The 20,984-nt window shown below is 70.2% G+C and carries 23 protein-coding genes and 1 pseudogene; 19 read left to right on the top strand and 5 right to left on the bottom strand.

Going from position 1 to position 20,984, the window contains the following annotated elements; genetic code table 11:
- From QSK25_RS37535 to QSK25_RS37510, 6 genes are read left to right on the top strand one after another with little or no spacing between them, the layout of a single operon-like run.
- Positions 1-306 carry a hypothetical protein gene (locus QSK25_RS37535; protein ID WP_285645492.1) on the top strand — a complete coding sequence of 102 codons (306 nt, stop codon included), beginning with the start codon at positions 1-3 and terminating at the stop codon, positions 304-306.
- The gene (locus tag QSK25_RS37530) at positions 303-3,584 is read left to right on the top strand and encodes a phage tail family protein (RefSeq protein WP_285645491.1); all 3,282 of its coding nucleotides are present in this window, start codon (positions 303-305) and stop codon (positions 3,582-3,584) included. The genes QSK25_RS37535 and QSK25_RS37530 overlap by 4 nt, the downstream gene beginning before the upstream one ends.
- A complete protein-coding gene (locus QSK25_RS37525) occupies positions 3,584-4,003 on the top strand; it encodes a hypothetical protein (protein WP_285645490.1) in 420 nt (139 codons plus the stop codon). Before QSK25_RS37530 ends, QSK25_RS37525 begins: the two co-directional genes overlap by 1 nt.
- Positions 4,000-4,974 (top strand): hypothetical protein, encoded by a 975-nt coding sequence (locus QSK25_RS37520; protein ID WP_285645488.1) that lies wholly within the window; start codon positions 4,000-4,002, stop codon positions 4,972-4,974. The genes QSK25_RS37525 and QSK25_RS37520 overlap by 4 nt, the downstream gene beginning before the upstream one ends.
- 5 nt (positions 4,975-4,979) lie before the next feature.
- Positions 4,980-5,429: a hypothetical protein gene (locus QSK25_RS37515; RefSeq protein ID WP_285645486.1), complete on the top strand. Its 450-nt coding sequence runs from the start codon at positions 4,980-4,982 to the stop codon at positions 5,427-5,429.
- Entirely contained in the window at positions 5,429-5,827 is a 399-nt protein-coding gene (locus QSK25_RS37510; RefSeq protein WP_285645485.1) for a hypothetical protein, read from the top strand. The genes QSK25_RS37515 and QSK25_RS37510 overlap by 1 nt, the downstream gene beginning before the upstream one ends.
- 7 nt (positions 5,828-5,834) lie before the next feature.
- Here the strand turns inward: QSK25_RS37510 and QSK25_RS37505 are convergent, their stop codons facing one another.
- The 4 genes from QSK25_RS37505 to QSK25_RS37490 all read right to left on the bottom strand — a co-directional run bounded on the left by QSK25_RS37505 (position 5,835) and on the right by QSK25_RS37490 (position 9,922).
- A complete protein-coding gene (locus QSK25_RS37505; RefSeq protein ID WP_285645484.1) occupies positions 5,835-6,707 on the bottom strand; it encodes a 1,4-dihydroxy-2-naphthoate polyprenyltransferase in 873 nt (290 codons plus the stop codon).
- A gap of 47 nt (positions 6,708-6,754) precedes the next feature.
- Positions 6,755-7,867, bottom strand: coding sequence for a DUF8814 domain-containing protein (locus QSK25_RS37500; protein ID WP_285645483.1), 1,113 nt, complete (start codon positions 7,865-7,867; stop codon positions 6,755-6,757).
- A gap of 77 nt (positions 7,868-7,944) precedes the next feature.
- On the bottom strand, positions 7,945-8,976 hold the full coding sequence (gene menE, locus QSK25_RS37495) for an o-succinylbenzoate--CoA ligase (RefSeq protein ID WP_285645481.1): 1,032 nt from the start codon (positions 8,974-8,976) through the stop codon (positions 7,945-7,947).
- A 22-nt stretch (positions 8,977-8,998) separates the two neighbouring features.
- Positions 8,999-9,922, bottom strand: coding sequence for a 1,4-dihydroxy-2-naphthoyl-CoA synthase (locus QSK25_RS37490; RefSeq protein WP_089915585.1), 924 nt, complete (start codon positions 9,920-9,922; stop codon positions 8,999-9,001).
- On the opposite strand from QSK25_RS37490, the gene menD reads away from it, so the two are divergent.
- From menD to QSK25_RS37450, 8 genes and pseudogenes are all read left to right on the top strand, one after another.
- The gene (gene menD, locus QSK25_RS37485) at positions 9,921-11,492 is read left to right on the top strand and encodes a 2-succinyl-5-enolpyruvyl-6-hydroxy-3-cyclohexene-1-carboxylic-acid synthase (RefSeq protein ID WP_285645479.1); all 1,572 of its coding nucleotides are present in this window, start codon (positions 9,921-9,923) and stop codon (positions 11,490-11,492) included. The genes QSK25_RS37490 and menD overlap by 2 nt on opposite strands.
- Positions 11,493-11,546: 54 nt before the next feature.
- Positions 11,547-13,049 carry a M1 family metallopeptidase gene (locus QSK25_RS37480; RefSeq protein ID WP_285645477.1) on the top strand — a complete coding sequence of 501 codons (1,503 nt, stop codon included), beginning with the start codon at positions 11,547-11,549 and terminating at the stop codon, positions 13,047-13,049.
- Between the two features lie 40 nt (positions 13,050-13,089).
- A complete protein-coding gene (locus QSK25_RS37475; protein ID WP_285645475.1) occupies positions 13,090-13,839 on the top strand; it encodes an SDR family NAD(P)-dependent oxidoreductase in 750 nt (249 codons plus the stop codon).
- 571 nt (positions 13,840-14,410) lie between these two features.
- Positions 14,411-14,668: pseudogene (locus tag QSK25_RS37470) on the top strand (DddA-like double-stranded DNA deaminase toxin); the annotation flags it as partial.
- The gene (locus QSK25_RS37465; protein WP_285645473.1) at positions 14,656-15,072 is read left to right on the top strand and encodes an Imm1 family immunity protein; all 417 of its coding nucleotides are present in this window, start codon (positions 14,656-14,658) and stop codon (positions 15,070-15,072) included. The pseudogene QSK25_RS37470 and the gene QSK25_RS37465, both read left to right, overlap by 13 nt.
- Positions 15,073-15,144: 72 nt before the next feature.
- Positions 15,145-15,993 (top strand): helix-turn-helix domain-containing protein, encoded by an 849-nt coding sequence (locus tag QSK25_RS37460; protein WP_285645472.1) that lies wholly within the window; start codon positions 15,145-15,147, stop codon positions 15,991-15,993.
- Positions 15,968-16,141, top strand: coding sequence for a DUF397 domain-containing protein (locus QSK25_RS37455; protein WP_285645471.1), 174 nt, complete (start codon positions 15,968-15,970; stop codon positions 16,139-16,141). The genes QSK25_RS37460 and QSK25_RS37455 overlap by 26 nt, the downstream gene beginning before the upstream one ends.
- Complete coding sequence (locus tag QSK25_RS37450) at positions 16,138-16,668, top strand: GrpB family protein (RefSeq protein WP_285645470.1); 531 nt, start codon at positions 16,138-16,140, stop codon at positions 16,666-16,668. Before QSK25_RS37455 ends, QSK25_RS37450 begins: the two co-directional genes overlap by 4 nt.
- On the opposite strand, the gene QSK25_RS37445 is transcribed toward QSK25_RS37450, so the two are convergent.
- Positions 16,640-17,872: an isochorismate synthase gene (locus QSK25_RS37445; RefSeq protein ID WP_285645468.1), complete on the bottom strand. Its 1,233-nt coding sequence runs from the start codon at positions 17,870-17,872 to the stop codon at positions 16,640-16,642. The genes QSK25_RS37450 and QSK25_RS37445 overlap by 29 nt on opposite strands.
- Before the next feature lie 78 nt (positions 17,873-17,950).
- Here QSK25_RS37445 and QSK25_RS37440 point away from each other — a divergent pair, with 78 nt between their 5' ends.
- The 5 genes from QSK25_RS37440 to paaD are packed head-to-tail and all read left to right on the top strand — an operon-like array spanning position 17,951 to position 20,983.
- The gene (locus tag QSK25_RS37440; RefSeq protein WP_285645466.1) at positions 17,951-18,382 is read left to right on the top strand and encodes a DUF3592 domain-containing protein; all 432 of its coding nucleotides are present in this window, start codon (positions 17,951-17,953) and stop codon (positions 18,380-18,382) included.
- Positions 18,383-18,391: 9 nt separating this feature from the next.
- Positions 18,392-19,333 carry a 1,2-phenylacetyl-CoA epoxidase subunit PaaA gene (gene paaA, locus QSK25_RS37435; RefSeq protein ID WP_285645465.1) on the top strand — a complete coding sequence of 314 codons (942 nt, stop codon included), beginning with the start codon at positions 18,392-18,394 and terminating at the stop codon, positions 19,331-19,333.
- The gene (gene paaB / locus QSK25_RS37430; RefSeq protein WP_285645464.1) at positions 19,330-19,614 is read left to right on the top strand and encodes a 1,2-phenylacetyl-CoA epoxidase subunit PaaB; all 285 of its coding nucleotides are present in this window, start codon (positions 19,330-19,332) and stop codon (positions 19,612-19,614) included. Before paaA ends, paaB begins: the two co-directional genes overlap by 4 nt.
- Positions 19,611-20,495 (top strand): 1,2-phenylacetyl-CoA epoxidase subunit PaaC, encoded by an 885-nt coding sequence (gene paaC / locus QSK25_RS37425; RefSeq protein ID WP_285645462.1) that lies wholly within the window; start codon positions 19,611-19,613, stop codon positions 20,493-20,495. The genes paaB and paaC overlap by 4 nt, the downstream gene beginning before the upstream one ends.
- On the top strand, positions 20,492-20,983 hold the full coding sequence (gene paaD / locus QSK25_RS37420; RefSeq protein ID WP_285645461.1) for a 1,2-phenylacetyl-CoA epoxidase subunit PaaD: 492 nt from the start codon (positions 20,492-20,494) through the stop codon (positions 20,981-20,983). The genes paaC and paaD overlap by 4 nt, the downstream gene beginning before the upstream one ends.
- Position 20,984 lies beyond the last annotated feature (1 nt).

Here is a 20,984-nt window from a genome sequence, read left to right as displayed (position 1 = left end):
GTGTCGTCGCTGTTCACCGACGCGGCCGAGTTGCGCGCGTACGCCGAGTACCTGCGCACCGAAGCCCAAGAGTTCGACACGATCCGCAAGTACGTCCACGCCACGGCGTGCGACAAGGCGGGCTTCACGGGCCTGCTGTCGCTGCTGCAGCCGGGCGTGGACGTCGTGCGGGCGTTGTTCGACGAGACGCTCGACTTCGGCAAGTCGAAGCTCGAGGGCGCGGCCTCCGCGGTGGACGCGACGGCCAAGACGTACGACGACATCGACGCCCTCCAGCGCCGCATCATGGACGGGCTGCTGAAGTGACGACCGCGTACCACGACCCGCGTCCGGTCGCGGCTTCCCTGAAGAAGCCCGACGTCGACACGGCGTCCCTCAACGACGTCCTGCGCGACCAGGGCTGGGGCGTCCAGGCCGTCAACTGGGTGTTCGAGGCCGTGACCGGCGAGTCGCTGGTCTCCACGATCATCACGCCGATCACCGGCGACTGGTCCAAGATCCGCGCGGACGGCGACGCCTGGCGCATGGTCGGCAACGCCATGAACGACGTCTCCTACAACCTGACCGACGCCGTGGGCAAGGTCCGCGGCCACTGGGACGGCGACGCCGCACGCGCCCACGAGAAGTACATCGCCCTGGGCTGGAAGGCGGGCCTGCTGGCCGAGATGGGCGTCGCCCAGCTCATCGCCAAGGGCTTCGACACGGTCGCGTCCGGCGCCGAGGCCCTGGGCAAGCAGGCCGCGCGGCTGCTGGACTACCTGGTCAACAAGTTGCTGGAGGCCGCCGCCACCGTCTGGATCCCGGTCGCGGGCTGGATCAAGGCCGCCGAGATGGTCTGGAACGCGTACCAGATCTACCGCCGCGTCATGGACATCATCGACACGGTCCAGAAGCTCATCGCCGACGTGAAGGCGTTGTTCGACGCCGTCGGCCGCGTCTTCTCCGCCATCGGCAAGCTGAAGGACGCCGACTCCCTCGCCGAGGCCATGAACGCCACGCAGGAGGTCGCCGAGGCGGGCCGCGACGTCCGCAACGCCGTCCGCGACATCAGCGACGACGCCGCGTCCATCAAGGACTCCGTCACCGAGATCGCCGACCGCGGCCGCGACGTGGGCGAGAGGGCCCGCGAGATCTACACCCCGCCCGGCGGCACCGACGAGACCAAACCGGCCGCCGTCTCCGCCCCCGGCGGTGCCCCGGCAGCGGCCCCACCGACCCTCCCGCACGCCCAGGACACGCCGACCACCACCCACGCCGCGGCCACCGGAGGCCCGGCGGCCGCGGCCCCACCGTCCCTGGGCGGCGGTGGCGGCGCTGCCCAGGTGGGCGGCGCCCCAGTCCCGTCAGGCGCCTCAGGAGGAGGCGGCGGCGGTGTCCCGGCAGGCGGCCACGGCCCGGCCCCACGCCTCGACAACACCCACGCGGCAGCAGCGGCCCCCGCCGCGGCCCCACCGGCGAGCCACCAGACCCCGATGGGCGGCGCCATGCCCATGGGCGCCCCGATGGCGCCAGGCGCAGGCGGCGGCGACCAGACCCGCAGCTCCGGCTCCCGCCCGGGAGCAGGCGGCGTGCCGGCGTTCCCGAGCGCAGGCGCCCCCACCGGCACCCCCAAGCCCTCGGGCCTCCCGACCCCACCCGGCCACGGCGCGGGCCTCCCGACCCCGCCCGCCACCCCGACCTCCAGCGGCCCGCGCCCAGCCGGCACGGGCCTGCCCACGCCACCCTCGACTCCCGGCGCGCACCCGACCTCGCCGACCCACGGCTCAGGCAGCCACCCGACGCCGGGCGCGCACCCGACGCCGAGCGGTTCGGGCGGCTTGCCGACACCTCCGGGAACGCACGGCTCCGGCCTGCCGACGCCTCCCGGAACGCACGGTGGCTCGGGCCTGCCCACGCCTCCTGAGAACCACGGCGGCTCCGGCCTGCCCACGCCTCCCGGCCACGGCTCGGGCCTGCCCACCCCGCCGGACCACCCGACCGCGAGCGCGGGCACCGCGACGGCCCCGTCACCGGCCAACACGGGCGGCGGCCTGCCTTCGCCTCCGGGACACCCGTCCCCGAGCACCGACCACCCGGCCCCTGGCACGGGCCACTCGTCGCCGAGCGCGGGTGGCGGCCTGCCCTCGCCTCCCGGCCACCCGTCCCCGAGCACGGACCACCCGACGCCGTCCGGCATCACGCCGCACGACCCGTCGACCCCGCGCCCGCACGACACCACCCCCACGGGCTCGCACGACACCAAGCCGCACGACACCACCCCGAGCGACCCCGGCACCAAGCCGCACGACACGTCCGGCCAGCCCCACGACGCCGACCCGAAGCCCCAAGACGGCACCCCCAAGCCTCACGACGCCGACCCGAAGCCCCAAGACGGCACCCCCAAGCCTCACGACGCCGACGCGAAGCCGCACGACGGCGACCCGAAGCCCCAAGACGGCACCCCCAAGCCGCACGACACCGACGCGAAGCCGCACGACACCGACACCAAGCCGCACGACACCGACACCAAGCCGCACGACACCGACACCAAGCCGCACGACACCGACACCAAGCCGCACGACACCACCCCGAGCGACCCCGGCACCAAGCCGCACGACACCGACACCAGCGGCGCCGACGACCCCAAGCCGCACGACGCCGGCACCGACCCCACCCCGCCCCAGCCGGACCACGACCCCACCCCCGACCCGAAGCCGCAGGACCACACCGGCAACGCCGACCACACCGACGGAAACGGCAGCGACGGCAACGGCGACGGCGGCTCCCCGCCTCCCCCGAGCGGCCCCGACCTCAAGGGCCACTTCGACGCCGCCGCCATGGCCGCGCAGGGCCAGGGCTACCAGCACCAGCTGGAGCAGATCCTGCCCAACCAGGCCGACCGCGACCGCTACGTCGAGCTGAGCCAGCGGCTGTCCACGAACCTCACCGCGGACGAGGCCCAGCACGTGGCCGACGTCCGCAACCAGATCAAGGTCGACACCGGCGACATCGTCACCAAGGCCCTCAACCCGAGCGCCGTCAGCACCTACCTGCCCGACCAGCCGCACGCGGCCGGCAGCAAGCAGGAGACCTGGCAGAACCAGATGGGCGGCTCGATCGCCCGCGGTCAGGACGTGGTCGGCGTCAACACGCCGCAGGGCCTGCGGGACGGGCTGGCGCTCGACGACAAGGGCCAGGGCTGGACCCCGATCCCGCAGGGCGCTCAGCAGGCGATGCAGCTGCGGTACGAGATCACCGACCAGAACCAGGGTGCGCACAACGTGCCGTTCGGTGGTCCGAAGAAGGACGTGCCGGACTTCACCCAGCCCGGGCCGTACGGCGCGAACGAGTACCAGTCGCCGCAGGAGAAGCAGCACTACGAGCAGTCGCAGCAGCAGATGGCGGCGGCCGGAGGTACGACGAAGACGTACGACGGGTACGACCCGTTCACGGGTACGGGCTCGACGATGGGTGGCATGCCGGAGTGGCGGGTCGACGGCGGCACTCCGTTGCCGGATCGTGCCGAGATCTGGCAGGTGAATGCGGACGGAACTGAGAAACTGCACGCCGTGTACGACCGCAAGTTCGGCTGGACGAAGCTCTGATGACCCACTACTCCCAGGAGATGGCCGAGTACCGGGGCGAGACGTACTTCGCCGGTGAGGAAGACGCGAAGCACGTCTGGCTGCGCAAGATCCCGAACCAGACCTACGAGCACGCCGAGGGTTTCCAGACGTACGGCAACCGTGAGCTCAAGACGGTCCCGGCGAAAGACCTCGACGCCTGGTACCAAGAGACCTGCAAAGCCACCTGGCGCGGGCAGCCGTTCAACGTCGTGAAGACCGAGAACGGCAAGGCCGAGGCCGGGTACGCGGGCGGCGAGCACGTGTGGGCCCAGCAGAACGGGCTCGAAGGCGACCAGTACAACGGCTTCACCGCCACGCTCGACGAGCACGAGCTCCACGACGTGCGGGTCGAGCGCACCGACTTCCTGGAGCGGTGGAAGGAGAAGAACCCGGGATGAGCACCCCTCAGGCAGTCGAGAAGGCGGCCGGCATCGGGCCCCGGACGATCCTGCAGAAGATCGTCCACCCCGCGATCGCGCAGCTCTACCTGGGCAACGTCGTGGTGCCCGGCAAGTTCGAACCCCACCGCGCGGCCGGGTTCGTCACGCGCGGGCAGGACTTCCCGCAGGGCACGAGCGACCAGTTCGCCCAGACGCTCGGGGTCGACCAGGTCCCGGACTGGCCCAGGGGCACGCAGTACCTCCTGCGCTTCCTGGCCCACACGCCCGAACTCTTCGCGACGAGCTTCGGCGGGCCCACGCTCGACGGCGCACGGAAGATGGGCACCACCCGCGTCTACCCGCTGCCGTTCACGGGCACCGGGTACACGCCGGGTCCGAACCCCATCCCCGAGTACGTCATGGACCTCGCCGAACTCCCGGCGGGCACGGAACTCTGGCGCTTCGACCCCGACGGCAACGGGCGCAGCGTCGGCAAGTACGTCCACCGCCAGACGGGCTGGATCCCCACGGGCGACGTCGGCTTCGGGCCCGGGAGGTACTGGCAGGCCCCGATTCCGCACCGCCCGACCGTCCGGCGTGGACTGATCGGCCGGTACCGCGGGCAGGACTTCGACATCGACTTCGCCACCACGCCGGGCAGCGTCCTGCTGCACCCGCTCGTCGGCCAGCCGGTGCCGGAGGACTTCGGTCAGGACGGCTACCTGGAGGTCCCGGACGCGGCCGTGGAGGACCTCCAGCTGGTCCGCACGATCTGCACGTACCGCGGCGCGGAGTTCGAGATCATCGGTGTTCTGGGCGACCAGGCCGTGCTGCACTTCCTCGGCGAGAACTACGAGGTGGCACAGGAACTCGGACTGTCCGAAGTGGATTTCCGGCAGTGGCGCACGACGGCCTGGCGCGCCGAGGTGAGCGACGTCCGCGGTGACGCGAGGCCCGTCCGGCGCGGCCTCTTCGGCAGGGAGAACTGAGCGAGATGACCACCCCGAACGACAGCTGGAAGTCCGCTGAGCTCCGGGCCGCCGAGGCGCAGGTGGACGCGCGCTTCAAGGAGGCGCAGGACCTCGCGAACCGCCTCAAGGACACCCCGCTGCCGCCCGTCCCGCCGGTCGACTTCAAGGCGATCGCGCAGCAGGTCGAACGGGCCGCGCAGGAGAAGGACGCGCCGGAGCAGCTCAAGGCCCTCAAGCGCAAGGTGGACGCGGGCGAGTTCACCTGGGAGGACGTCGTCTCCGGCAAGGCCGCGCAGGACCCGGACGTGCAGGCCATGCAGCAGGAGAACGTCAAGAAGATGAAGCAGGCGTTCCAGATGCTCCAGGAGGGCCTGACCCCCGAAGAGATCATGAACGCCCAGGACCCGCGCCGGCACCGCGGTGACGACGGCGACGAGAACGCCCCGGACATCTTCACGGAGGACAAGTGGTGATGACGGCCTGGCGGACACCGGACATCCAGGCGGCGGAGGACTTCCTGACGGGCGCCGTCGCCGAGGCGGACCGCGCCATGCGCGCCGCCCAGCAGAACCTCAGGGGCAAGGAACCGTCCACCGAGGACATCCGCAGGGTGATGCAGTTCGCGAAGTCCAGCGACGCCTCACCGGCGATGCGTCAGCTCGCCGACCGCATCGCGAGGGGTGCCGGCCTCAGCTGGCGTCAGGTCCTCACCGGCGAGGCGAGCCACGACCCGTTGGTGCGCCAGGCGCTCGAGGCGGACCGCGCGAGGCTCGACGAGCTGATCGTCGGCGAGTCCGCCCCGCCGCCGCGGCCCAAGCCCAGGCCCCACGACGACGACGAGCCCATCCAGTTCACCGAAGACGCCTGGTGAGAGTGTTCTAGTCCAGCACGAGCCCGATGCTGACCAGCACGGCCCACGCGAGCATCGCGATCCCGGTGAACTGGAGCACCGGGATCAGGTCACGCCCACCCCGGCCCGCCGCCACCCGGCGCACGGCCGGCAGCAGCACGGGCGCCGCGAGGAACGCCAGCAGCGCGTACGGCACCCGCACGACCATGCCCAGCGCGATCAGGAACGGCACCGCGATCAACGCCAGGTAGAGCCGCCGGGTGTCCTTGTCGCCCAGCACCACGGCCAGGGTCCGCTTGCCCGACACGGCGTCCGTCGGGATGTCGCGCAGGTTGTTCGCCACCAGCACCGCGGCCGAGATCGACCCCATCGCGATGGACGCCCCGATGCCGATGCCGGTGATCTCCCCGGTCTGCACGTACAACGTTCCGAGCACCGCGGCCGGCCCGAAGAACAGGAACACCGCGATCTCGCCGAGCCCCGCGTAGCCGTACGGGCGCTTGCCGCCCGTGTAGAACCACGCCCCGGCGATGCACACCGCGCCGAACCCGAGCAGCCACCAGTGCCCGGACATCGCCACCAGTGCCAGACCGGCCGCCGCGCCGACGCCGAGCGAGATGAACGCCGCCAGCCGCACCTTCGCCGGTTCCGCCGCGCCCGACCCGGTGAGCCGGAACGGCCCCACCCGGTTGTCGTCGGTGCCGCGGATGCCGTCGGAGTAGTCGTTCGCGTAGTTCACGCCGACCTGGAACGCCACCGAGACGACCAGCGCGAGCACCGTGTACAGCGCGTTGAACTCGTCGATGTGGTGCGCCGCGGCACCGCCCACGACCACCGGGGCGATCGAGTTCGGCAGCGTGCGCGGGCGGGTCCCCTGGATCCACTGGACGACTGAGGCCATGCCTCCATCCTCCGGTATGACTCCCGAGGACCCGCCGAAGGGGTGTATCAGCAGGCAGGTGCGCCGGACACGCCCGCCACGTACGCCTTGGCGACGTGCTTGCCGGACGCGATGCGGTACCAGACGTTCGACGTGCCCTGCGTGCCCGACACCGACTCGCCGGTGAGCTGGCAGGTCACCCTGACCTGGGCGTGGTTCGCGGCCAGTCCCACCTGCGAGGACGAGGAGTTCGCGCCGCTGCGGACGTTCACCGTGCCGTTGGCGGCGGCCGTGCGCACCGTCCCGAGAGGACCGGAGCCGGTCCACAGGTACGTCACGGTCACCCAGGCGTTGGTGGTGAGCTTGAGGCCGTCCCAGAACGTGCCGTCGGCGAGGTCGATGCCGGCCGGGTTCGCGACCTCACGGCCGAACTGGTCCTTGCCGCCGTTGTAGTTGTTCTCGTAGGCGGCCTGCGCCTCGGGCTTGCCCTGCGGCAGGTCCTTCCACATCTCGCGGGTCGCGGCCGGGTTCCAGTAGTCGTCCTTGGTGTTCCACGGGCCGACGTCCCACACGGGCGCCCACTCGCACCGGCCGTTCGACGCGCACACCTGCACGCTGTAGTTGCCGGAGTTCCTGTTGGCCAGCCCGCGCCGGGACGGCAACGCCACGAAGTGGTCGCGCGACCGGATCACGTGCCCGTTCGCCGTGGTGCCGCCGACCAGACCCTCGCGCGTGGCGTACACCCGGTACGCACGGCCGGCAGCCGCGGCGGAAACGTCGTCCGCGGCCACGGTCGCCGGTGCCTGCGAGGCCGTCAGCCGCACGCGGGAAGCCTTGCCGCTGCTCAGAACCACGCGCGTCTCGATCGTGGACGTGGTCACCGGCAGCACCACCGGCCGGGCGGCCGGCGCCTCCAGCCACTCGGTCCACTGCCCGTCCGCGCGCAGACCGCGCACGTCGACGACGCCGTCGCCGGTCACCGCCGCCGTGACCGCGTTGGCGGGCTGAGCGAGTCTGTGCGTGCCGAGCGGGATCAGGCCGATGGCCGGGGAACCGCCCCACGTGACGGCGCGGCCGCTGACGTCAGCGGTCCACTCGTTCGACGCGGGTGCCGCCTGGGCGGGTGACGCCAGCCCGGCCACCAAGGCGGCGCCGGTGACCAGCGGTAACAGATAGCGCATGAAGAAACCCCCATCGCCGGCGCGCACGGCCTGGGTCCGTGCGCTTCGCGGCGAGGGTTGTCCTCAGCGGTAAAGGTTCACCTAAAGGTGGCGGCCACCGCGGTCCGGTCGACCTTGCCGGGCCCGCGCAACGGCAGTTCGTGCACGAACCGCACCAGCTTCGGCGCGGCCGCCCGGCCCACGGCCTCGGTCACCGCCGCCTTCAGCTCCTCGACCGACGGCTCCGTCCCGCGCGTCACGACGGCGGCGGCCACCACGGCACCCCACTCGTCGTCCGGCACTCCCACGACGCACGCCTCCAGCACGCCCTCGACGGTCGCCAGAGCCCGTTCCACCAGCACCGGAGGCACCTTCTCGCCACCGGTGACGATCACGTCGTCCGCGCGCCCGAGCACCTCCAGCCGCCCGTCCCGCAGCCGCCCGAGGTCCCCGGTGCGGAACCACTCGCCGAACGGCTCGGCGCTGCCGCGGTACCCCAGCGCCAGCGTCGGCCCGCTGATCTCGATCACGTCGTCGGTGCGCACCGACACCCCGCGCAACGGCTCGCCGTCGTACACGCACCCGCCGGCGGTCTCGCTCATGCCGTACGTCGTGACGACCTGCACGCCCAGAGCGCGCGCCTGCTGCAACAGCTTCGGCGGGGTCGCGGCCCCGCCGATCAGCACGCCGTCGAACTGCCGCAGCGCCTCCAGCCCGGGGCCCTCACCGACGACGAGCCGCGAGAGCTGCGTCGGCACGAGCGCCGTGTAGTGGCGGCCGGGCTGGGCGAGCACCGGCCGGGCGGCGTGCGCGAACCCCATCGCGCGGAAGCCGCCCGCCGGGTCGAGCACGCCGGGCGTGGTGCCCGCGACGATCGACCGCACCAGCACCTGGGCGCCCGCGATGTGGCCGGTCGGCAGCGCCAGCAGCCACGTCCCGGGCCCGCCGAGCCGCTCGTGGGTGGCCTCCGCGGACGTCGTCAGGGCGTCCGCGTCGAGCAGCACCGTCTTGGGTTCGCCGGTCGACCCGGAGGTGGGCACGCCGAGCACGGCGCGCTTCTCCCAGCCGTCGAGCGGCCCCTCGACCAGGGGATCGCCGCCGGTGAGGGCCGCGCGCAGTTCGTCGAGCATGTGCACCTGCCTAGGACGGGGCTCAGAAGTAGTACGGGTAGTTCGACCAGTCCGGGTCGCGCTTCTCGAGGAAGCTGTCGCGGCCCTCGACGGCCTCGTCGGTCATGTACGCGAGCCGGGTCGTCTCGCCGGCGAAGAGCTGCTGCCCCACTAGGCCGTCGTCGATCAGGTTGAACGCGTACTTGAGCATCCGCTGAGCCGTCGGCGACTTGCCGTTGATCTCACGCGCCCACTGCAACGCCGTCGTCTCGAGCTCGGCGTGCGGCACGACCTCGTTGACCGCGCCCATCTTGTACATGTCCTCGGCCGAGTACGTGCGGCCGAGGAAGAAGATCTCGCGGGCGAACTTCTGCCCGACCTGCCGCGCCAGGTACGCCGACCCGTAGCCGCCGTCGAACGAGCCGACGTCCGCGTCCGTCTGCTTGAACTTCGCGTGCTCGGCGCTCGCGATCGTGAGGTCGCACACGACGTGCAGGCTGTGCCCGCCCCCCGCGGCCCACCCCGGCACGACCGCGATGACGACCTTGGGCATGAACCGGATCAGCCGCTGGCACTCCAGGATGTGCAACCGGCCCGCACGCGCCGGGTCCACGGTCTCGGCCGTCTCACCGGAGGCGTACTGGTAGCCGCTGCGCCCACGAATCCGCTGGTCACCACCACTGCAGAAGGCCCAGCCGCCGTCCTTGGGGCTCGGCCCGTTGCCGGTCAGCAGCACGCACCCGACGTCCGACGACATCCGCGCGTGGTCGAGCGCCCGGTACAGCTCGTCCACCGTGTGCGGCCGGAACGCGTTGCGCACCTCGGGCCGGTTGAACGCGATGCGGACCGTGCCCTGGTCGAGCGCGCGGTGGTAGGTGATGTCGGTGAAGTCGAAGCCCTCGATCGGCTTCCACAACGACGGGTCGAAGAGCTCCTGATCTGCCACGGTCTGAGACTCTAGGCGCATGAATCCGTCCACGGCGCAGGCGAGGGTGATCGTCGACGAACTGGTCCGCAACGGTGTACGCCACGCCGTGCTGAGCCCCGGTTCGCGCAACGCCCCGCTATCGTTCGCCCTGCACCAGGCCGAACAGAAGGGCCTGCTCTCGGTGCACGTGCGCATCGACGAGCGCAGCGCGGGCTTCCTCGCACTCGGCCTCGCCAAGACGGGCACGCCCGCCGTCGTCACCTGCACGAGTGGCACGGCCGTCGCGAACCTTCACCCGGCCGTGATCGAGGCGCAGCTCACGAACGTGCCGTTGATCGCACTCACCGCGGACCGCCCGGTCGACCTCTACCGCACGGGCGCCAGCCAGACGATCAACCAGTACGACCTCCTCGGCATCCCGACGCTGCACATGCCGGAGGGCGCCGCCGAGTCCGTGACGCGGTCGTTGATCTGCCGCGCGATCGCCACGGACGGCCCGTCGCACGTCAACGTGCCCTTCCGGCCGCCGCTCACGCCGTCCGACGCCGCGTGGCCCTCGACGGACCGCGGCCCGTGGACGGAGACGGACCGCGCGTTCACCGTCGAGACCCGCCCGTCGGACCTGCCCGCCCGCACGCTGGTGCTGCTCGGTGACGACCGGCCGGAACGACTGCGCAAGGCCGCTGAGCTGGGCTGGCCGGTGATCGCCGAACCGACCGCGCCCGGCGGGCTGCGGCACGGGTCGTTGCTGCTCAACGCGGGTCTGCCGGACCACCTGCGGCCCGACGCGGTGCTGGTCGTCGGCCGCGTCACCCTGTCGCGGGGGCAGCAGGCGTTGCTGGGCAGCACTCCCGTCGTGCACGCGGTGGGGGACCGGGCCCAGTGGCCGGACGTCCCGTTCACCGCGACCCGCGCGTCGACCTGGCTGCCGGAACCCCGGTCGCTCGACGGCGAGTGGCTCCAGACGTGGCAGAGCGCGGTGAAGAACGTCAGCGTGGCCGTCGACGACCTGCTCGACGCCGAACCGTGGCCGACCGGCCTGCACGTGGCCCGCGACCTCACGCAGGCGATGCCGCCGGGGTCGCTGCTGTTCGTGGGCTCGTCCAACCCGATCCGCGACGTCGACTTCGCGGGCGAGCGGCGGCCGGACGTCGTGGTGCACGCCAACCGGGGTGCGGCGGGCATCGATGGAAGCGTGTCCACGGCGATCGGCCTGGCGTTGCGGCACGACGGGCCGTCGTTCGCGTTGATGGGCGACCTGACGTTCCTGCACGACAGCAACGGCCTGCTCGCCGACCGCCTGCCGGACCTCACGATCGTCGTGCTGAACGACGACGGCGGCGGCATCTTCTCGTTGCTGGAACAGGGTGCTCCGGAGTACGACGCGAGTTTCGAGAGGATCTTCGGCACCCCGCACGGGACGGATCTGACCGCTTTGTGCGCGGGCTACCGAATTCCGCACTCCACTGTGGACGGCCAGGAGGAGTTCCGTAGCGCGATTGCGGCACCGAAAGGCCTCCAAGTGGTCGAAGTGCAGGCGAAACGTGACGAACTGCGCGCGCTGCACCAACGTCTCAAGTCGACGGTGTCAATGGTTTTCACCAGGTAGGAAACATACGTAAGTCGGTGGCTCGCCCATGATCGTCTGGATAGCGTCCGCCGCATGTCGATCAGAACCAAGGCGACGGCCGCGGTGGCGTCCGCGGCCGCGATGACGCTCTTCGCGGGGACGGCGCTGGCGGCGTCTCCGGGTGCACCTGGAGCCGGCGACCCGTACTTCCCGACCTACGGCAACGGCGGGTACGACGTCTCCCACTACGACATCAGGCTCAACTACAACCCGAACGGCGACCAGCTGTCGGGCACCACGACGATCCTGGCGAAGGCCACCCAGGACCTGACCCAGTTCAACCTGGACTTCCTGCTCAAGGTGAAGTCGGTGCGGATCAACAACGCGCCGGCGTCGTTCGTCTCCGACGACGGCGAGCTCACGCTCACGCCGCGCGGTGGCGTCCGCAAGGGCCAGGACCTCACGATCGTCGTCACGTACGCCGACAGCCCGTCGACCGTGAAGGACCGCAACGGTTTCACGGCGTGGACGAAGACCACCGACGGCGCGCTGGCCATCGGTGAGCCGGAGATCGCCTCGTGGTGGTTCCCGTCCAACGACCACCCGACCGACAAGGCCACCTTCGACGTCAACGTCGCCGTCCCGAACGGCGTCGAGGCCATCTCGAACGGCACGTTCGTCGGCCAGACCCGCCAGATCAACGGCTACACCCGCTGGAACTGGCGCAGCACCAAGCCGCAGGCCACCTACCTGACGTTCCTCACGATCGGCCAGTTCGAGATCCGCCAGGCCACCAGTCCGTCCGGCCAGCCGGTCGTGAACGCCTACTCCGAGCGCCTCGGCGAGAACGGCGACGCCGCGCGTGCCAGCGTCGAGCGCACGCCCGAGGTCACCGAGTTCCTCGCGGAGAACTTCGGCCCGTACCCGTTCGAGGCGCAGGGCGGCGTCGTGACGCCCGACCTCGGCTACGCGCTCGAGAACCAGACCCGGTCGACCTACGACACGGGCTTCTTCCGCCGCGGCGCCAACACCTACGTCGTCGCGCACGAGATCGCCCACCAGTGGTTCGGCGACTCCGTGTCGGTGCACCACTGGCGCGACATCTGGCTGAACGAGGGCTTCGCCTCCTACGCGGAGTTCCTGTGGTCCGAGCACGTCGGTGAGGGCACGGCCCAGGAGAACGCCGACTACACCTACGACCTGTACCCGGCCGACAGCGCGTTCTGGAACGTGCTGCCCGGCGACCCCGGTGCCGGCTCGGTGTTCGACGGTGCCGTCTACGACCGCGGCGCACTGGCCGTGCACGCCCTGCGCGTGGCCGTCGGCGACGAGAAGTTCTTCGAGATCCTTCGCACGTGGGTCGCGGAGAAGAAGTACGGCAACGCCACGGTCGAGGAGTTCATCGCCCTCGCCGAGCGCGTCTCCGGCCAGCAGCTGGACCAGCTCTTCCAGACCTGGCTCTTCACCAAGGGCAAGCCGGCCGAGGCCCCCGGACGTGCCTCGGACGTGGCCGCGAAGTCGCTCTCGGTCCCCGTCGCACCGAAGTCGCGCGCCAAGATCGAACTGACCCACCAGCTCCTGGACGCCCACAAGTAACTGAGTGGCTTCGGCTCCCGGTGACGAGCACGATCAAGAGATGAACTCTCGCGTCGCGCTCGTCACCGGCGCCGGCTCCGGAATCGGCGCCGGCACAGCCACCGCCCTAGCAGCTCTGGGCCACCGCGTGGCCCTGCTCGACCGGTCGGACACGGTGCACGCCGTCGCCTCCCAGATCAAGGAGTCCGGCGGCACAGCTCTGTCCGTCCTGGCCGACATCAGCGACCCGGACGCCGTGACCGCGGCCGTGAACCAGGTGACAGCCGAACTGGGCCCGGTCGAGATCCTGGTCAACAACGCCGGCTTCGCCCGCGACAACCACGTCCTCGACATGCCTTTGTCCGACTGGGACGACGTCGTCAACACCCACCTGCGCGGCGCGTTCCTGCTGCTCAAGGCCACCGCCCCGGCCATGCGCGCCTCAGGCTGGGGCCGCATCGTCAACATCTCCAGCATCTCCGCCCTCGTGGACGGTGACCGAGCCAACTACGTGGCCGCCAAGGCAGGCATCGAGGGCTTCACCCGCGCCACCGCCCTGGACCTCGCGCCGCACGGCATCACCGTGAACGCCATCGGCCCAGGCGTGATCGTCACGGAGATGACCAAGCGCTCGGCCGAGCGCCGCAACCGCTCGTTGGAAGAGCACGTCGAGGTGATGCGCCAGTCGATTCCGCGCGGCCGCGTCGGCACGCCCCATGACATCGCACGGGCCGTGCTGTTCTTCGCGGCGGAGGACGCGGACTACGTGACGGGCCAGGTCATCTACATCAGCGGCGGCCCGCACGGCTGAGCCGTTTTCACCCGAACGAGCCCATGTCGTGGAGCAGGTCCAAGTCATAGCGTTGCGGCTGGGGATGGAGGCTCTGTGGGATCGATCGGTGACGTGGGCGCCGCTCTCCGTCGAGCCCTCGGCAAAATCGACGGCGCGATCGCGGCGGCGCACGCCGCCGCCGAACACGCTGAGGACGCGCGTGAACTGCTGATGACCGCGGGACAAGACTCATCACAGGTCGACGTCGAGGAAACGCGCTCGCTGTTCACGAGTGCCATCGACGGCATCAGAGAGCCTGAAGGGTTGACGTCAGGGCTCGGCACCGTGGCAGACGCCATCGAGTCCATCATCAGAAGGCTGGGCCTAAGGCTCAGGGCTTCCGGCACGCCTTCGGTTCCACCGCCGCGGAGTTCGAACCCGCCGCGTCAGGGCTCACCGCAGCACATCGGGCGACTGCGGGAGCAACTCCGAGGTCCGAGGCAGCGCAAGACTGGTCAGAAGACCCGTGGATGGTGGTTCGCACCAGGCCACGCGGACAGCGAGATCGTGAGCGGCGAGGGCGTGGACGACAAGTCAGTCGCGGACTGCCTCAAAGGCCCTCATGATGCCTCGCCCGGGACTTCCGTTCGCAGCTTGGCACGTCGAAACCAAGCTTGCTGTGCGCATGCGCGATCGTGGAATTCAGCACGCTACGGTGGTGATCGACAACAAGCCTTGTCCAGGTGACTTCGGCTGCGAAGTACTGGTCGGCGCGATTCTCCCGGCAGGTTCGACGCTGACCATCCACGGTCCGGACGGCTACGAGCGGACAATCGCGGGAGGGACACGAGCACCGTGGCAACGCTGAAAGCAGTTTTCGACCACGAGACCGGCGCATCTCCGCTTTTGATCACGACTCCGGAGGAGTTGGCCGAGCTGATCACCCGCGTGGGAGAACTGGACGGTGGCCCAGTCCCCTCGATCGTCGAACTCGCGATCAACGACGATCCTTACGGGCATCCGCATCTGTACGCGGGCATCGGCGTGGAGTCCGGATTCGTGCAGGAATACTGGGAGCCTGCTCGTGCGACGATCGGTGATCAGACGGCTGCCGGGACGACGCTGTTCGATTTCGCGGACAACCCTCAAGAGATCCCAGCCCGGCAGGTGGTCCCGCTGGACATCGTGCGCGCTGTGCTCACGGCGTACCTGGAACACGGTGGACGCATCCCAGCCGACTTCGCTGACCTTCATCTCGTGGACCCGAGCTGACGACAGGCTGAGCCGTTTTCACCCGAACGAGCCCATGTCGTGGAGCAGGTCCAAGTCATAGCGTCGATGGACATGGCTCAGAGCACTCCGTCCACGGCGTACAGCCGGGACCTCGGCGACGAACTGCGGCGGTTGCGGGAAACCTGCACCGATCTCAAAGGGCACGAGGTGGCGTCCCGGCTCGGCTGGGACCCCAGCAAGGTCTCCACCATCGAGCACGGGAAGGCCAGGCCGAGCGAGATCGACCTGGTCCAGTTCCTGACGATGTGCGGCAAGGACCTCGACTACTTCGAGGACTTCAAGCGGCGCTACCGAAACGCCTTCGAGGAATACATCGTCCAGTTGCCCGGCAACCTGCGCACGGTGGCGATGGCCGAGTCCACGGCCACGAAGATATTCAGCTACAACACTCTCACTGTGCCCGGACTCCTGCAGACGGCGCAATACGCCGAGTGTCTCTGCCGCGCGGCGGGGATGACCCTCGAGGAGCAGATTTCGCCGCTGGTGAAGGCGAGGATCGATCGTCAGGCGATTCTGAGAAAACACGATCGGCCGAGTTGCTTGTTCTACATCCATGAGCTGGCCCTCCGGCAACAGTTCGGCGGCGACCAGGTCATGGCGGACCAGTACCTCCAGCTGTTCTTCAGCGCGCACATGGTCCGAGTCGTGCCTGCTGACGTGCCCGTGAACTCGGCCGGGATCCTGCTGTGGGAGTACGAGAAGGCGATGCCGATCGCGTATGCCGAAACCGATCTGACCCAGGTGTTCGTGCAGGACCGAGGGGCGATAGCGCGCACGAGGCTGATCTTCGATCGCTTGGCCGAGATCGCCTTGGATGAGGAACAATCGCGGAGGAAGCTGGCGGAGTACGTCAACTCGCCGCGAGAGGAACTCGATGCTCCAGGACCGCGCATGGCGTAAGAGCAGCTACAGCAACGGCACGCCGGAGGGCGAGTGCGTCGAGGTCTCGCTCTCCCACGACACCCGTGTCCGCGACTCGAAGAACCCGGCCGGCGAGGTGCTGGCGTTCAGCACCTCGGCCTGGCGGACGTTCCTCGAGCGTCTTTGACACCGGCCTGGGCCTACGAGCGGGCGGAGGTCCGTCCGCACAGCCCGGCGTGGGCGGCACGGGCACGGGCGGAGGTCGCCGCGCTGACCGAGCTGCTCACCCCGTGGCTGGTCGACGGGGTCGAGCACGTCGGCTCAACGGCCGTCCCCGGCCTCGCCGCCAAGCCGATCGTCGACCTGATGGCCTTGGTGAACAGCCTGGACGCCACCCCGGTCGACCTGCTCGCGGACCACGGCTGGTTCTACGTGCCCCCGGAACTCGACAACCGCCCGTGGCGCCGCTTCTTCGTGAAGCCGGACGCCACCGGCCACCGCCGAGAGGCACACCTGCACGTCATCCAGGCGGGCCATCCGAGGTGGGCCGACCAGCTCCGGTTCCGCGACGCTCTCCGCGCCGATGCGGCCCTCGCCCGGCAGTACGAAGACCTGAAACGCGAACTCTCCGACCGCAGCGGCCACGACCGTGAGGCCTACACGGCGGGCAAGGCGGACTTCGTGGCTAGAGCCCTTCGAGGGCCTCGCGCATAGGCCGCATCTTGGCGTGCGCCTCCTGCACCTCGATGTCCGGATCCGAGTCGGCCACCAGCCCGCACCCGGCGAACAACCGCGCCGTCGACCCCGAGATCTGCGCACACCGCAGCGCGATTCCGAGCTCGCCGTCGCCGTTCCCGTCGATCCAGCCGACGGGCCCGGCGTACCGGCCGCGATCCATCCCCTCCAGCTGCGAGATCAACCGGGTGGCGTCCAGCCGGGGCGTCCCGCCGACAGCGGCCGTCGGATGCACGGCCTCCCCGAGCCGCAGCAGTGAGGTGGAGTCCTCCAGCGTCCCGATCACGTCGGACGACAGGTGCGAGACGTTCGGCAACCTCAAGATCGAAGGCCCCTCGACCGACATCGTCGTGCAAAAAGGCCGCAACGTGTCGGCCAGCGACCGGATCGCGTAGTCGTGCTCCTCGAGGTTCTTCTCCGACGACATCAACGCCGACGCGAGCTCCTCGTCCGAGATCCCGTCGTGCGGCCACGTGGTCCCGGCCAGCACCCGCGAATCCACCACGGACCCGGTGCGCCGCAGCAGCAGCTCAGGCGTGGCGCCGACCAGCCCGTCCACGGCGTACGCCCAGCACTCCGGGTACCGCCGCGCGAGCCCCTGCAGCACGAACCGCTGGTCGAGAGGACGATCGGTCACGGCCAGCAGGTCGTGGGCGAGCACCACCTTGTCCAACTCGCCGGCCCGCATCCGCGCCACCGCCGAGCGCACGGCCTCGCGGTACTGCGTGACCGGCAGCTGACCGTTCGAGTAGCGCACGGACGAGGGCCGCGACAGCGGCGGGACATGAGGAGACGGGTCGGAGGCGCCGATGGTGGTGATCCACTGCTCGCCGTTGCGGCGGCCCACGACGACCTCGGGCACGATCAGCACCGACTCGCCCGGCGAGTCCGCGAAGGCCATCGAGACGAAAGCCACTGGTCCGCTGCCTGGCACGCCCAGCGGGTCGTCCACGTCGAGGTGCGCGCAGAACTCCTGCCACCACTTGTCCGCCTGCGCGAACCGGTCGGGGCCGCTGACCTCGAACCGCGCCGCCTCGCCCCAGCCGACCAGGCCGGACCCGTCGCGCACCCACGCGAGGGCGTGCTCCGGCGACGGCAGCAGCCCGAGCAGGTCACCTGCGGTGTCCCGCCTCGACCGGACGCGGATTCGCTGCCGTGCTCGCGATGTCGGTGCAGAGGTCACAGTCCGACTGTATGGACCTCAACCTGAAAGCGCGGCATCCGCCCGGCTCTAGACTTCTCAGTTGTGGTGGAGGACGCAGTGACCAAGACGCCCCGCGGTGTACGCGTCCGCCGTGCGGTCTGCAAAACGTTGTTCGTCGTCGGTGGCGTGATCACGCTCGTGTGCGTGCTTCTGCCGATCGCGTGCTGGCGGGACGACGTGGCCATCGAACGCTCCACGGGGCAGGCGGTCGCGCAGGTCGACTCCGTCGCCTTCAACCGCACGGTTGTGCGCTACGCCACACCGGACGGGCGCGTGATCATCCCGTCTCAAGGCGTGCTCTACCCGGCCGGGCTCAACGTCGGGGACAACGTGAGGGTCGAGTACGACCAGACGAACCCCGAACTGGTGCGTGTCGCGGGCCGCACGGCGGTGCTGAGCCTGCTCCCCGTCGGAACGTTCCTCGTGTCCATCTGGATCGTCATCGCGGCAGTTGTGACAGTTCTACGCAGATTCGGCACTCGGGTGTAACATCGAGGCATGGCGGATGACCTGGAGTTGCGCTTCGAGCGCACCGTGCAGTCCGAGGCGCGCATCGAGCCGCGCGACTGGATGCCCGACGGCTACCGCAAGACCCTGATCAGGCAGATCGCCCAGCACGCGCACTCCGAGATCATCGGCATGCAGCCGGAGGGCAACTGGATCAGCCGCGCGCCCTCGCTGCGGCGCAAGGCGATCCTGCTGGCGAAGGTGCAGGACGAGGCGGGCCACGGCCTGTACCTGTACTCGGCGACCGAGACGCTCGGCGCCGACCGCGAGGACCTGACGACCAAGCTCATCGAGGGCCGCCAGAAGTACTCCTCGATCTTCAACTACCCGACGCTCACGTTCGCCGACGTCGGCGTGATCGGCTGGCTGGTCGACGGCGCCGCCATCTGCAACCAGGTGCCGTTGTGTCGCACGTCGTACGGCCCGTACGCGCGCGCCATGATCCGCATCTGCAAGGAAGAGTCGTTCCACCAGCGTCAGGGCTACGAGCTGCTCATGACGATGATGCGCGGCACGCAGCAGCAGCGGGACATGGTGCAGGACTCGGTGAACCGCTGGTGGTGGCCGGCGCTGATGATGTTCGGCCCGCCGGACGCCGAGTCGACGAACACCGAGCAGTCCATGGCGTGGCGGATCAAGCGCGACACCAACGACGAGCTGCGGCAGAAGTTCGTGAACATGAGCATGCCGCAGGCCGAGGCGCTCGGCGTGACGTTCCCGGACCCTGAGCTCAAGTGGAACGAAGAGCGTGGCGAGTACGACTTCGGCGCGCCGGACTGGGACGAGTTCTGGCAGGTCGTCAAGGGTGGCGGTGTCTGCAACGAGCAGCGCATCGCCCACCGCCGCAAGGCGCACGAGGACGGCGCGTGGGTCCGCGAGGCCGCGGCCGCGCACGCTGCCAAGAACGCCGTACGTGAGGAAGGTGCCGCGTGAGCACGTCTTGGCCGCTGTGGGAAGTGTTCGTGCGGGGCAAGCGCGGGCTGAACCACGTGCACGTGGGTTCGCTGCACGCGCCGGACGCCGAGATGGCGCTGCGCAACGCCCGTGACGTCTACACGCGCCGCAACGAGGGCGTGTCGATCTGGGTCGTGCCCGCCACGTCGATCACGGCCTCCTCGCCGGACGAGAAGGACCCGTTCTTCGCGCCGGCGGGGGACAAGGTCTACCGGCACCCGACGTTCTACGCGATTCCCGAGGACGTGCCGCACCTATGAGCTTCGACAACGCGTACGAGTCGCTGCTGGGCGGGGAAGACGCGCACTGGGCGTTCGGCACGGGCTTCTCGGAGGCCCTGTCCGGCGTCGACCGCGAGTTCCCGGCGGGTGTCGACCGCGAAGCCCTGGCCGCGTACTGCCTGATGCTCGGCGACGACGCGTTGATCTTCTCCCAGCGCCTGTCGGAGTGGTGCTCGCGCGCTCCCGAACTGGAAGAGGACATCGCGCTCGCCAACATCGCCCTGGACCTGCTCGGCCAGGCGCGGATGCTGCTGACGCGCGCCGGCGAGGTGCTCGGCCGCGACGAGGACTCGCTCGCCTACCTGCGCGACGAGCGCGAGTTCCGCAACGTGCACCTGGCCGAGATCGACTGCGGCCCCGGTCCCGGCGGCGACTTCGCGACGACCATCGCGCGCCTGCTGGTGTTCTCCTCGTGGCGCCTCGCCCTGTTCTCCCGCCTGCGCGGTTCGGCCGATCCCGTCCTGAAGGCGATCGCCGAGAAGGGCCTCAAGGAACTCGCGTACCACCGCGACCACGCCGCCCAGTGGACCGTTCGCCTCGGTGACGGCACCGACGAGTCGCACCGCCGCATGCAGGCGGGCCTCGAGCGCGTGTGGCCGTTCGTGGACGAGCTGTTCGCCACGCACGCCGTCGAGGCCGCGTTGGCCGGTGTCGCCGTGGACCCGGCGTCGCTGTGGTCCGAAGTGGACGGTGTGCTGGAGGCGGTGCTGTCCGCCGCCGGCCTGACGCGTCCGACCGACACGAAGGCCGCTCGCGTGGCCGGCATGGCGGGCCGCGACGGCGTGCACACCGAGGTCATGGGCTACCTGCTCGCCGAGATGCAGCACCTGCACCGCTCGCTGCCGGGAGCGGTCTGGTGACGACGGCACTGGAGGTCGCGTCGGCCGTGCGGGACCCGGAACTCCCGGTCCTCACGCTCGCCGACCTCGGCGTGCTGCGCGACGTGTCCGAAACCGACGGGCGCGTCGTCGTCACCATCACCCCGACCTACTCGGGCTGCCCCGCGATCGACGAGATGGGCGCCGACCTGCGCCGTTCTCTCGTCTCCGCGGGCTACGAGGACGTCGAGGTGCGCCTGTCGCTGTCCCCGGCCTGGACCACGGACTGGATCAGCGACGAGGGCCGTTCGAAGCTGGCCGCCGCGGGCATCGCACCGCCGTCCCGCATCGGCCCGGCCGCCGCGGGCCCGGTCCCGCTGAACCTCGTCCCGCCGTCCCGCCAGGTCACCTGCCCGCAGTGCGGCTCGCCGAACACCTCGGAGATCTCGCGCTTCGGCTCGACCGCGTGCAAGGCCCTGCGCCGCTGCCACGCCTGCGCCGAACCGTTCGAGCACGTCAAGGAGATCTGAG

The sequence above is a fragment of the Lentzea sp. NBRC 102530 genome (assembly GCF_030269365.1).
Classification (GTDB): Bacteria; Actinomycetota; Actinomycetes; order Mycobacteriales; family Pseudonocardiaceae; genus Lentzea.
Note: the sequence above shows the minus strand (reverse complement) of the source record. Positions and strands in the feature narration are given on the sequence as shown.